The organism is Deltaproteobacteria bacterium, assembly GCA_016933965.1.
Taxonomy (GTDB): Bacteria; Desulfobacterota; Syntrophia; order Syntrophales; family UBA2210; genus JAFGTS01.
The window spans coordinates 1-13616 of record JAFGTS010000016.1; the positions used below are offsets into that span (position 1 = coordinate 1).

General features: G+C 55.0%; 10 protein-coding genes. 7 read left to right on the plus strand and 3 right to left on the minus strand.

The genetic code is table 11. The annotated features are described in order from the left end of the window. The first annotated feature begins 465 nt into the window (after positions 1 to 465). The 7 genes from JXO48_03815 to JXO48_03845 all read left to right on the plus strand — a co-directional run bounded on the left by JXO48_03815 (position 466) and on the right by JXO48_03845 (position 9816). Positions 466 to 2895 (plus strand): thrombospondin type 3 repeat-containing protein, encoded by a 2430-nt coding sequence (locus tag JXO48_03815; protein MBN2282996.1) that lies wholly within the window; start codon positions 466 to 468, stop codon positions 2893 to 2895. A 300-nt stretch (positions 2896 to 3195) separates the two neighbouring features. Further along, a complete protein-coding gene (locus JXO48_03820) occupies positions 3196 to 4509 on the plus strand; it encodes a hypothetical protein (protein ID MBN2282997.1) in 1314 nt (437 codons plus the stop codon). 48 nt (positions 4510 to 4557) lie between these two features. Next, positions 4558 to 6297, plus strand: coding sequence for a hypothetical protein (locus JXO48_03825; GenBank protein MBN2282998.1), 1740 nt, complete (start codon positions 4558 to 4560; stop codon positions 6295 to 6297). 211 nt (positions 6298 to 6508) lie between these two features. Next, complete coding sequence (locus JXO48_03830; GenBank protein ID MBN2282999.1) at positions 6509 to 7291, plus strand: substrate-binding domain-containing protein; 783 nt, start codon at positions 6509 to 6511, stop codon at positions 7289 to 7291. 155 nt (positions 7292 to 7446) lie between these two features. After that, positions 7447 to 8160: an enoyl-CoA hydratase/isomerase family protein gene (locus JXO48_03835; GenBank protein MBN2283000.1), complete on the plus strand. Its 714-nt coding sequence runs from the start codon at positions 7447 to 7449 to the stop codon at positions 8158 to 8160. An 84-nt stretch (positions 8161 to 8244) separates the two neighbouring features. After that, positions 8245 to 9408 carry a thiolase family protein gene (locus tag JXO48_03840; GenBank protein MBN2283001.1) on the plus strand — a complete coding sequence of 388 codons (1164 nt, stop codon included), beginning with the start codon at positions 8245 to 8247 and terminating at the stop codon, positions 9406 to 9408. Positions 9409 to 9411: 3 nt separating this feature from the next. Beyond that, entirely contained in the window at positions 9412 to 9816 is a 405-nt protein-coding gene (locus tag JXO48_03845; GenBank protein MBN2283002.1) for a Zn-ribbon domain-containing OB-fold protein, read from the plus strand. Positions 9817 to 9995: 179 nt separating this feature from the next. On the opposite strand, the gene JXO48_03850 is transcribed toward JXO48_03845, so the two are convergent. From JXO48_03850 to JXO48_03860, 3 genes are all read right to left on the minus strand, one after another. Next, entirely contained in the window at positions 9996 to 11492 is a 1497-nt protein-coding gene (locus JXO48_03850; protein ID MBN2283003.1) for an amidase, read from the minus strand. Between the two features lie 134 nt (positions 11493 to 11626). Continuing rightward, entirely contained in the window at positions 11627 to 12445 is an 819-nt protein-coding gene (locus tag JXO48_03855; GenBank protein MBN2283004.1) for a two pore domain potassium channel family protein, read from the minus strand. Positions 12446 to 12851: 406 nt separating this feature from the next. Beyond that, a complete protein-coding gene (locus JXO48_03860; protein ID MBN2283005.1) occupies positions 12852 to 13139 on the minus strand; it encodes a GIY-YIG nuclease family protein in 288 nt (95 codons plus the stop codon). Positions 13140 to 13616: the final 477 nt, after the last annotated feature.

Here is a 13616-nt window from a genome sequence, read left to right on the forward strand (position 1 = left end):
ATGAAAAGGTCATTATTGTTCTTTCTGACCATTGCTCTCGCAATAGTTCCCTCCGTTGCGGGCGCGGCACGGGACGCCGCGCAGACGATGGAACTGCCCGTGATGAGTGATGTCAAAGATATGCGACCCAACGGAGAGTACCGTGTCTTCGTGAAAAACGGGGATGAATGGAAACCCGCCGGCAGCATTGCCTGTGACCGGTTCTACCGGGACCGCACCCTGGATATTACATCCTTCCTGCCCGCTGATGGAACGACCGTCGTACGGATCGTTCAAGAGGGAGGCGGCGCGGCCCACATCGACCGGCTGGCCCTTGACGGAAATGCGCCCGACAGGATAACCGGTCTTCAGAACGAAGCGACAATGCTCCGTACATTATCAAAGAAGGACCGGGATGTCGTCGACGCGAGCGGACGGACCATCGAACTCACCTTCGGTGCAAACGGCGGTGAGTTCCTGCTCTCGATGACGGCACGGATAGAGCCGGTCATCATCGGCAAGATACCCTTTCACTTTCCTCTGTCAAACATGTATCGGAACATAACCGCCGGCTCCGATTTTTATACCTATAGGCTTGGTGAGAACACGGCATTGACCCGCGAGCCCTTCCTGCGAGAATTCTGCCGGTCCGGCTCGGGGCATCCCTCCGATCTCACCTGGGGTTGGGTCTGGAACGACAGGGAGAACCTTTACGTCCGCCTCGACGTGACCCCCGACAATACCATGGACGGCGGTGCCGATTACGCCTCGGTTTACGTCGGAACGGGTGACGGCGTTAAAAAGTTCACCGTCTCGGCCGTTGATACGACCTGGGGATATCCCGATTTTGCCCCCACGGAAAAAGGCGCCTATCAGCACAAGGTCTATACCTTCAGGATCCCCCTGGAGGAAATTGACGCCGGTGATGATAAGATCAGGCTCGCCTTTGCCGCCTATGGAACGTTCGCTGTCATGGAACCCGTCCGAAACCCCGATGTGGCGGTCGACTCGATGGGGACGGCACACGTCGTGTTCGCCGGCCCCATCTTGGGTAACTCCACGTCTATCCTGTATTACAATAGATGGGACGGCGTGGATTGGGAGTGGGCCTATGATGAACCCGTTCCAGTGACGGTACCGGACATAACGCAATGGGAGACAACTTACATCAGTGCCGATGACCGTCCCGTTCTTGCCTTTGATTCCCAGGACCGCCTCTTTATCGTCTGGGAGAGGTCATGGCGGAGCGTGACTTTGACCGCTCCGCCGGACGACACGCGCGAGGGGATCATTATGGGCCCGCCCACAGAGGTCTACCTCTGCCGCCTGGAACCGGACCTCTGTGATCCCTGGAACCCCCCGGCATTCAAGACCCTTCCCGAGATGCCGGTATATCCTGCCTTTGAATTCAGCCAGATAACGCCCCGGATCACCATCGACCGGGCGGTCGATCCGAACCGCGTCCATATCGTGTGGCAGGAGAGCGAGGGGGGGTATATTATCATTATATTGACCGCCGATGGAGTTGAAGAACAGCGAGAGCAGTTCAATGGATTCGGGTATGGTGATGTCATATACTGCCAGGTCGATCCCGAAACGGGCGAGGTACTCAGCCCGAACGACAATGACCTCATCCGTTCCATTCCTGAGCCCACGGGTCTTTGTGACGTGGCCGTTCCCGATCTTGCCATCGGTCCCGACGGAAATGTTCACATAGCCTGGAACCAGATGAGCGACTATCAGCTTATCGCCCCCGGTGGTGATCGGGAGAACGGGTATCCCGTTTTTCAGGTGCACTACGCACTCCTTGACGGGCAGACCGGTGCCGACATCATTGGTGATACCCAGATGACATTAAACTGGCATGACTCCACCAGGCAGTCTGTTTCCGTCGATGACCAGGGGAGGGCCTATATTATCTGGGAAGATTCCGTCGATCTTGAGTACCCTGTCCGGGAAGTCTTTTTCATGCAGATCACCCCGACACTGGAGACGAACCCGGGTGGCTGGTACGCCGATAAGACGATTTCGGATATACCCATTTCACCTGTGGACTACGTGAATTCTTACGGACCGTTCTCGCGGATGGCACCCGACAGCACCATACACGTGAGTTTCAAGGAAGGCCTGGAAAACGGTCTTGAATCTTCCGGTACCCGGTCGATCGGGGGTTCCCCGCTTCCCTTCGAATTAACGACGGACCTTGCCGGTAATCCGACATTGCCGGTACACCTGGGCAATTTCTTCTCGACCTACAACTGGTCGAACATCCACCTGGCCTTTCCGTGTCTGAGCCCCTTCTTCGTTTGGAATGACGTGTATAATATCACCGGTCCCGTCATCAATACCTCCTGGGAGCCGGTGGATGATGATGAGGACGGGGTGGAAGACGCCTGTGACAACTGTCCGGAAGTGAACAATCCGGACCAGGCCGATGCGGACCAGGACGGTTTTGGTGATATCTGTGACAATTGCCCCGATGTGCCGAATTCCGGTCAGGAAGATGGCGATGACGACGGCGTCGGCGATGTCTGTGATAACTGTCCGGGAACGTATAACGACGAACAGGAGGATGCCGATCAGGATGGATTGGGCGATGTCTGTGACAACTGCCCGGAAGTGAACAATCCGGACCAAGTTGATGCGGACCAGGACGGTGTCGGTGATGTCTGCGACAACTGTCCCAGTGTGTTCAATCCCGATCAGAACAAACCGGAGGGTGATGTGGACGGCGATTGTGATATTGATTTTGACGATGTGTACTATATTCTTTCCCATGTCGGTCAGGGTGCCGACGCCTGTCCGGCCTGCGATATTGATGGTGACGGGGTGATCAGTTTGAACGATGCCCGGCTGCTGGTGCAGAAGTATCCCATACTCGCCCGCGATCGAAGACTGCGGAGAATGCTCCGATAACAGCCTGTGATCAGGAGTTATATGGAGGGGTGCCGGTTCTTTCCGGCACCCCTTTTTTTGTCTTATGAGCTCAGTCATGGGTAAGGATTCATGCCCACCGGACGGCTGACCTGTTGCGTACAAGGGTTCGACAGGGATATCTCGTATTCCTTAAATGCCTTATTGTGGTGTATTAGTATTTATAAATAACAATTAATTACTATTAATAACGATTATTCCTTGACAATTCTGCTCATTTTATTAGACTTAGCCAACTTTCACGGAACACGACATTAAATCATTTTCGCGGATGAAAAGTGTATGTTGCCGAAACTGCAACGAGTAACTCTCCTTGTTTTCTTTCTGACCCTTTTCCTGATCGTTCTCGTCCTTCCCCGGGATGTCCGGGGTGAACGGATATTCTTTGCGGGGTACAAAGGCGGATTTTATCTTAAATCCGAGGAAGAGGGGGGCATGGAACTCCGGTTCGGCGGTGCCTTTGATGCCGATTACCAGTACGTTGCTGAACGGGAGCGTGCTGACAGCGGTTTCGATATCAGGCGGGCCCGCCTCATCTTCAAGGGTCAGTTGACGCAGTGGTTTCGGTTTGCCATGGAATACGAGTTCCAGGGAAATGAAACCAGCAATCTTGTCGATGCTTACGGCGATTTTCTCTTCGGCGGCGTTCACGGCCTTCGCATGGGGCAGTTCAAGGAACCTTTCAGCCTCGACTGGCAGACGCCGAATAAAGCCGTTTATTTCGCGGAGCGCTCCATGGGGTATTACCTGACACCGAAACAGGATATCGGGGTCATGCTCCACGGCTCGTTTTTCCAGGGAAACCTGAACTACGCCCTCGGCCTGTTCAACGGTGACGGTGACGACGGGTCGGTGAGAGGGAGCATTCACGATGAACCGGAGATGGCCGCCCGTGTCGTCTATAAGCCGTTCCACGCGAGTTCGATAGAACCCCTTAAGAATCTGCAGGTGGGCGGTTCGGCTACCTATGCGACCATCGACCTGGCGAACGTGGAACTGAAAATAAAGAGTTCGGGAATGGCGGGGACGAGCCGGAACATTTACGTCCTCGGCCATGATACGAAATTCGGCGTTCTTCAGGATGTGGACGGCCGTATCCGGTGGGGTGCCGAGGTTGCCTGGACCTGGGATTCCTGGGAAGCGCAGGCAGAATACATCGGCTTCAAATACCGGGGACTGCGTGCCGTGACGGGACCGTCCCGGGACGCGACATTCCGGACCTGGTACGTGAGTGCTCTGTATTTCATTACCGGCGAGAAACCCGCCCTGGTGGACGGTGTCCTGAAGCCCGTATACCCGGATCGGTTCTTCAATCCCGAGGAAGGTACCTACGGAGCGCTGTGCCTTGCCCTTCGATATGACCATTTTTCCGGTGACCGTGACTGGATAAAAAAAAGCAGCTTTGTCTCTGTCGGTGAAGCCGACGCGGTCAGTGTAGCCCTGAACTGGATCCTCTTTCCCATGCACCGCCTGATCCTTGATTACTCCCGGACTGATTTTTCGGATCCCATCAAGGTCAGAGTGAATCCCAGCGGAAGTATCGATTATGTGGACTGCGAAAACGTGGTTACCTTCCGGTACAGCATGGAGTTTTAATGCCTTCAGAGCTTTGATGAATATTTGGAAAAGGGAGGAAAATCAACAATGAAAAAGGTAATTGCAATGTGTGCGATGGTAGCGCTGATCCTGGCGTTTTCTGCTGTGTGTGTGTTCTCTGCCTACCACCACGAAGGCGAAAGCGACTCGCAGCATTTTCTGAGTACCTATCCGAACAAGGCGGGGACGAAACTGGACCAGTGCACACTTTGTCACAGTGGCGGCTCTTACGAGGGGAGCAAGGGGACCGTTACCCTCGGCAGTTGTCAGTGGTGTCATTATTCCTACGGCTATGACGGATTAGCCGGGGGGTCTATCGCTGATACACTGAATCCATATGGAATGGCTTACTTCTTGAATGGGCAGGATACCGATGCCATTGCTGCTATTGAGAACGCCGATTCCGATGAAGACGGCTACACGAACATCACGGAAATCAATGCCAACCGGTACCCTGGTGACGCGACCGATGATCCCTCGAAAATTACGGCGCCTTTCCGGGTCTATACCCGGGCGCAGCTCGAGGCCATGTCGCAGCACACCCAGTTCCTGCTGATGAACACGAGCCGGTCAGGTGATTTCTATGCGGAATATACCGGTGTTCCCATGAAAGACCTGCTGGATGACGCGGGTATTCTTGACTCCGCCACGGGCATACTGGTCTATGCTCCCGACGGATGGTCGCAGTATCACCCCCTGGAATATGATGAAGACATTGAAATGTATCACGTGTACGGGAATATGCCGGATCAGGACTACCAATATCCCCCGTCCAACTATTTTTATGCTATTGAAGCGGACCAGGACGTCAACGTTGATTACGGGTGGTGTGATTACAGCGCCCCTTCATGTGCAGGAAGGAACCATGGTGACCTTATATACGCGGAGAATGGTCTGAAGGCTATTCTGGCCCTCAAGCGGGAGGGAGAAGATATGGACCCGGGTTCTCTGAATGATGAAAACAAGCTCGACGGCGAAGGGCCCTTCCGGGTGGTCGTACCCCAGAAAAATCCCAATGCTCCCGATCAGTCGAGTAAATCGAACCAGCAGGATGTTCTCTGGCCTTACGTGTATGAATGGGACCACAATGCCGGAGCCTGTACTAAATCGGTGACCATTATCAAAGTGGAACCTCTTCCGGAAGGGACGACGGATATCAATATCCTTGAAGCCGGCTGGAGTTATGTTGATGAGGAAAAAATAGTTATTTACGGTGCCATCGAAGGTGATTCAAACGGGAATGGTCTGGTTGACAGTGAAGAAGGAACCGATACGACCGCAGACCATGACGGCGACGGCATACTTGATTATCAGGACACCGACACGGCGAAACCCCAGAGCCCGGGCGGTGAGGGACAGATGATCCTTCACACGACGCTGGGGGATTTTTCGGACGTCGATGTGCTCGATGATGACGATGTAAGTGTGTCGCAGACGGGAAAACCGGCGGGGATCCTGTTCCCCTATGGCGTTATTGATTTCATGGTGACGGGCCTGGAGAAAGATGCAACGGTTACCGTGACGATCGTATTTCCCGATGCGGTTCCTGAGACGGCTGTACTGTACAAAGTGACCGACGATGGATGGAACATGATAGACTTCGGAAGCAACGACGGCGATGAGATAATCACGGTCACGCTCACAGACGGCGATCCGCTGACGGATGCCGACGATACACCCGGGACGATCACGGACCCCTGCGCTCTCGGCCTGGCGGAGGGAGGCGGCGGCTCATCGGATGACGGTGGAGGAAACTGTTTCATCGAAACGTTGAGCGGCGGGTTCTGAAATACCTCTTTTGACTGTTCATCACGTGCGTTTCCTTAAAGCTGACGGGAAACAGCGAGCGAGCATACCGGGATCATGGGGAGGGAAAAGGCAGGGTCCGTGGGGCCCTGCCTTTTTTAAAGGTGACGGTCAGGTGAAAAAGAGCGTGATCAAAACGCTGGTACCGGCACTGGTGATCCTCGCCCTTGTCTGTCTTGCGCCTCGGCCCTCAATGGCGACGGAGAAACGACTGTTCCTTGCCACCACCACCAGCACTGATAACACGGGTCTTCTTGACTACCTGGAATCCATTCTGCTGAGGGATACGGGGATACACCTCCTCTGGGTTTCCGTTGGGACGGGCAAAGCGCTGGAACTTGGCAGGAACTGTGATGTCGACGTGCTCCTTGTCCATGACCCGGAAGCGGAAGAAACGTTTATCGCGCAGGGATACGGGATCAACCGCCGGCGGGTCATGTACAATGATTTTGTTCTCATCGGTCCCGTCGAAGACCCGGCCCGCGTTGCGGGTAAACCGATAGAAGATGCACTGGAGTTGCTTGCTTCCCGGGGTGCGGCCTTCGCAAGCAGGGGTGACAATTCGGGGACCCACATGAAAGAGCTCTTCCTGTGGCGGCACGCGGGGCTTCCCGTTCCGGAGATGCAATCATGGTATATCCAGGCGGGACAGGGGATGCTCGCCACCATACAGGTGGCCCAGGAGCGGGACGCCTATACCCTGACCGACCGGGGGACCTTCATCAAGTATGAGGACAACTGGAACGGCGACCCGCCGCTGGTGATCCTGGTGCAGGGCGGGGATATCCTGGTCAACCAGTACAGTGTGATCACCATCAATCCCGAACGATGTGAAACCGCTCAGTATGAACTGGCCGAACAGTTCTCGCACTGGATCGTTTCTCCTTCGGTTCAAAGCGCCATTGGTGAATACCGGCTGCGGGAAAAGGGGCTTTTCATTCCCAACGCAGGTTCTGATGAGAACAAGCAGCCCTGACCGCTGAACACCGGCCTTACCGTTTCTCCCGATTTACAAGGATATGTCACGACGGACATCCTCACTCCGGTAATGGATATTTATCTTTGATTATTAATTCCCGATATGTATAATGTGCGGCGCTGTCCGGACTAATTACGAGGAGGAATTATACTATGGCAATGGTCGAATATGCCCTTGACGGGAAAATAGCCGTTGTGACCATGAACAATGGCGAAAATAGACTGAATACCCCGTTTCTGACGGAGTATCTCCGGGTACTCGATGAGATCGAACATGACACTGACGCGAACGTCCTGGTCGTCAGATCGGCCCATGAAAAGATCTTCAGTAACGGTATCGATCTCGAGTGGCTGGTGCCCTTTATCAACAGCAACGACATGAAGACCTCCAAGGAGTTCATTTACAAGCTGATGGAACTCTACCGGCGGATCCTCATGTTCCCCATGCCGACGATCGCGGCCATAACGGGGCATGCATTCGCCGGCGGTGCCATCATGGTCTGCTATTTCGACTACCGCTTCATGCGGTCCGATAGGGGTTTCCTGTGCTTCCCGGAGGTTGACCTCGGCATCCCCTTCATTCCCGGCATGATTGCCGCCATGAAGAACGCCATCCCTCCTTACAAACTGCGGGAAATGGTCTATGAAGGTAAACGGCTTCCCGGCGAAGAGTGCGTAAAGCACAACATCGTTCAGAAAGCCTGCCCCCTTGAGAACCTGATGGATGAGGTCATGGCCTTTGCCCGGACACTGGACAAACGGCGCGTGGTCATCGAGGAGATCAAGAAGGAGATGAACAAAGGCATTCTCCACGCCCTCGACGTTGAAGACCCGCCGGTCATCGAGTCGGGACGGTTCTATGTCTGATGCAATGATCTGATAGGGAACATACATGAAGCTTTCCGGTGCCGTACCCGGGAAGCTTCTTGTTTTTTCCGAGGAGAGCATGAAATGAAACCCAGCAATGGATGCGCCGTCGTAGGTGTCGGGTATACATCCCAGGGCCGTGTTCCCGGCAGAACGATGCTCAGCTTTCACGTCGAAGCCGCCGCGCAGGCAATTGCCGATGCGGGTCTCACCGGAAAAGACATTGACGGCCTGATCTGTTACCGTCATTTCCCCGCGGCGACGGGCGAACCCGACGTGACGCCCTATCTGGTCGCGGAGCATCTCGGCATTTCTCCCACCTATCTGAGCCAGGAGGCAAACTGTGCGCGGAGCCACCTGCTGCATGCCATCGCTGCTCTTGAAGCGGGAGAGTGCAACTATGTGGTCATTTCCTACGGGCATAATGCCCTCTCCAGTGACAGCATATTGAAACTGCTCTACCAGAAAGGTTCGGAAGAAATGGTGTTCGGTCATTTCGGCGCCACGGCCGATTATGCCCTTGCCGCGCGGAGGGCCATGCACCTCTTCGGCACCGGTCCCGAGACATGGAAGCACATTGCCGTGGGACAGCGCAAATGGGCGAACCTGAATCCCCGGGCAATGCACCATGGCAGGCCGATGACATTCGATGATTATTTCAATTCACGGTTGGTGGTCGAGCCTTTTCGCCTCTTTGACAACTGCCTCATAACCGATGGCGGCCGTGCCTGCGTCGTCACGACGGTCGAGCGGGCCCGTGATCTGCCGCACCGTCCCGTTCGGATCATGGGGTTCGGTCACCACCATCCGTCGTCCGGCGTCCAGCGTGCGAGGCACCTCGCGGGGCCGACGGGCGCGAAACGTGCGGGGGAACGGGCCCTTCGCATGGCGGGTGTTGCCCTCTCTGATATCGATGCCTGTGAAATATATGATTGTTTTACCTACACCGTGGAGATCACCCTCCAGGACCTCGGGTTCTTCGGTCCCGGCGAGGGTGCGGACTGGTTTGCCGGGGGGCGGATCGAGCCGGGTGGCGCCATGCCGGTCAACACCTCGGGCGGCCTGCTTTCGGAATCATACCAGATGGGGTTGACGCCGGTCACGGAAGCCGTCATGCAGCTCATGGGCCGCTGCGGCGACCGTCAGATGGGACCGGCGACGCGCACGAAGGAGCCGGAGGTGATTCTCTGCACCGACAACGGCGGCACGCTCCAGAGCTGCGCGTGTTACGTCTTCGGGAGGGAGTGAGGCATGGATAACGTAAAGCCCCTGCCCTTGATAAACGGGGATAACGAGCAGTTCTGGAAGGGATGCGCGCGCCATGAATTACGCTTTCAGAAATGCAGGCGGTGCGGGTTCGTCCGGTGGCCGCCGTCCTTTCTCTGTCCCGAATGCCATTATACCGACGCGGAAATGATCCGGGCGAGCGGCCGGGGGAGGGTATATTCCTTCGTGGTCTATCACATGGCCTATCACCAGGGGTTCACGGATGACCTTCCCTACGTTGTCGCCCTGGTTGAACTTGCGGAAGGACCCCGGTTCCTCAGCAATATCGTGGGCTGCGAGCCCGATGACGTGGCCTGTGACATGCCCGTTGAGGTCGTCTGGGACGACATCGGCGAATGGAGCCTTCCGAAATTCCGGCTGCTTCCGTGATCTGAAAGATATGCCGGTATGCACCGACGGGGTGATCCCCAGGATCGTTCCCGGATCCGCGTCACCTCCCCACTTTGTCATTCCGGAATCCGCGTCAGCGGATATCCGGAATCCATGCTCCTCATCGTGCTCACTTCAATAACAATTCATTCTTTTGTGAATGTGTCGACACCGGCAGCCTATGAATACTTCGGCGGCCGGCGGTCGAACCAGGGCCGTGCCTTTTCAAGCTGCGCCGCGACGCGAAAGAGTGTCGCCTCGTCACCGAACCGTCCGATGAACTGCACTCCCACGGGAAGCCCCTCGGCGGTCCAGTGGAGCGGAATCGACATGGCCGGTTGCCCCGTAAAGTTCGCCAACTGTGTGAAAGGTGTTTTCGAGAGACTGTCAATGGCCATCTTGTCCGTTAATCCCGACAATTGCACCAGCCTGCCGAGACCGAGGGTGTTGATAACCCTCATGGCGACACGCTCCGCAGGTTTCGGTTGAAGCTCGCCGATCATTACCGGGGGGAAGGCGACGGTGGGAGTCACGTAGACGTCATAGGTCTCATGAAACCGGCCCATGATGCGGGATGCCGTCCCCCATTTTCTTATTGCCGTGACAAAGTGTTCCGCGGTGAACGTCCGGCCCAGCAAGCCCAGCGTCCAGGTCAGCATCTCCACGTCTTCCTGCCGGACCTTTCTTCCCAGGATCGGTGTCAGCGCTTCGATATCGGCCGCCACCTCGCCGAAATACATGGTCATGTAACTTTTAGCCAGTTCAATACCATCCAGGTCAGGCTGTGCTTCTTCAACACGGTGCCCCAGTTCTTCCAGAAGATGTGCCGTATCTTCCACGGCCCGCCGGCATTCGGGATGGACCTCCGTGCCGAGGGGTGACGCAACGGTGAAGGCGATGGTGAGAACACCCGGATCCGTCTCGATCTCTTCTTTGTAAGGTCTTTCCGGCGGGGCGATGATGTAGGGTGCTCCCACGTCCGGACTGCAGACGGCATCGAGCATGGCGGCGCTGTCCCTGACGGAGCGGCTGATGACATGCTCCACCGCCGCACCCTGCCACAGTTCCCCGTGCTCGGGACCGGTCGGTGTTCTGCCGCGGGTCGGTTTCAGGCCGAACAGTCCGCAGTGAGATGAGGGGATGCGTATGGAACCGCCGCCGTCGCCGCCTGAGGCCAGTGGGACCATCCCGGCCGCCACGGCTGCCGCCGCGCCGCCGCTTGAACCGCCCGGGGTGCGGTCCCGGTTCCAGGGATTGCGGGTCGGCCCGTGGAGTTCCGGTTCAGTGATGCCCAGGAGCCCTAATTCAGGGCAGTTCGTTTTTCCCAGGATCACCGTGCCCGCCTTCTTGAAACGTTTGACCAGTTCGCTGTCAAAATCGGGAATATAGTTTTTGCAGGCCTTGCTTCCACTGGTGAGCGGCACGCCGGCATAGGCCTGCAGGAGGTCTTTCAGGAGAAAGGGAACGCCTGCAAAGGGGCCGTCCGGAAGACCCCTGCTGACGGCCTCGCGTCCCCGGTCATACATGGGCGTGATGACGGCATTGAGTTGCGGGTTGATAGCTTCTATCCTGCCTATCGCCGCTTCGCAGACCTCGGACGGTGACATCTCCTTTTTTCTGATAAGCCCGGCGAGACCGAGCCCGTCATAGCGGTCGTATTCCTTGAATGCTCCCATGATAGTCTCCCTTCACATGAAACGGGTCGTTCCGTTTCTGTCAATGGTGTGGAGATCATGAGGACTCTCCGCCGATGTGTCCCGAGTCCCGATTATAGAGAATTGCGCGGGTAAATCAATATATGTATGACCGATCATGAAATTACCGGCGATGATGCCCTGTCGAAGGGATTGGTGCGCATTGCCAGCGAGAAGAGATAGGGATAGTTGTCTTTCAGATATTTCATGTAATCGAACCACTGGAACACGATGTGCCGGTATACCCGTTTCAGGTCGCCGGCCAGATGAAGACGGTCGTTGCGGGGAAGTTCCGCGATGTCGCGGCGGTATGACAATTCCTCCGTTGCGTGAAAAACGGCCCGGAGCAGTTCCGTAAAAGATTCATCTTCGAGCAGAACCGGGTTCTCCAGAAGGCGGACCATGAATTCCCGTTTTGCCGCGAGGAAATCCCGGAGGTTTTCCATATCGACCTGCTCAATATCCAAGGCGTAGGAGTAATCCCCCAGCCTGCCCCTGACCCGCTGGAAATCTCCCGGATTCCATTGCGTGGTGACGATGAGATCAGCCCGGATCTTTTCCAGATCGGGATCGGATCTCGCGAAGATCGCAAGCAGGGCCATTCCCACCTCGCTGAAGAAGGCGCCGATGACCATGTTGATCTTCTGATGCCGCACCCGGGCCTCACGCCTGTTGAGGAACACCTCGGTCGATTCGGCGATGATCCCCAGAAAGGTCCCCACACCCATGATGATCAGGAACACGGCCAGTGCCTTGCCCCCGGCGGTGGCCGGATGGATATCGCCGTAGCCGACCGTGGAGACGGTCACAATGCTGAAATAGAGGGCATCGGAGAAAGAGGTGTTCTCAAAGGTCATGAATCCCAAGGTTCCCAGGACCATGACGATGATGAAAATAACGAGAAAGATGCGAAGACGGATCTGTGCCCTGTTCATGGGTATGCTCCTCTTCCTGATCGTGAAAAAAGCAACACTTGATAATGGACCATTATCTGTATCCTTATTTTATTGTAAGGGAATCTTTACGAAATGATCATACTGTCCATCATTTAAGAATCCCTATCGTCACTCTTGGTTGCCTCGGAAGCCAAGCTCCCTTTCCTTTTTCATTCCGGAATTTGAGGCTCCTCCTTTGTCATTCCAGAATCATCGTCTGCCCCCCTGTCATTCCGAAATCTGCGATCCCCCCTCATTGTCATTTCGGAATCCGCGTTACCCTTACAATTTGTCATTCCGGAATCCGCGTCAGCGGATATCCGGAATCCATATGCACATAAAACTAAAGGCACACCCGATATTCTTCTTTTCCAATGTATATCACCCGGCTGAAAAAAGTTCATTATCATAGAAGATCATAATACAGGTCCCCCCATGCCGGATTTTCCTTTTCAATAAGACTTACTTTCCACGCACGCCTCCATTTTTTCAACTGTTTTTCCCTGGTAATAGCAGCTGTTACGTCTTCATGGATTTCATAATAAACAAGTACATTAACATTGTATTTCGCCGTGAAACCATCCACCAAACAATTTTTATGTTCATACACCCGTTTGATGATATCGGATGTAACTCCAATATATAGAGTTCCATTCCTTTTGCTTGCAAGGATATATACGTAGTATTGCTTCATGTTTCAGGTTCTATTGTGGATTCCCGCCTGCGCGGGAATGACAGTGATTTTGTATTTTGGAGGTGTGATTTTGATCTTACCAGAATGAAGATCGTTTCGTCATTCCCAAATTGACAGTTGCCCCCATGTCGTTATAAACTCCATATTATAAAACTTCTTTTCATTCCGGAATCCGCGTTACCCTTACAATTTGTCATTCCGAAATCCGTATCACCCCCTCCTTTTTCATTCCGGAATCCGCGATCCCCCCTCGTTTGTCATTCCGGAATCCGCGATAGCGGATATCCGGAATCCATAGGTTTTCCCCCCATTTTCTTAATGAGGAATGCGCGATAAAAAAATCCCCCCTCTCCGGCAAGAGGGGGGATGGGTGATGGTTATGGATTGGTGGTATCGGTGGTTACTGTTTTTTCATTTCCGTCCAGGCGTCCCAGTAGAGGCGGCCGATGGAGAGCAGGGTACCCAGCATGAAGAGCC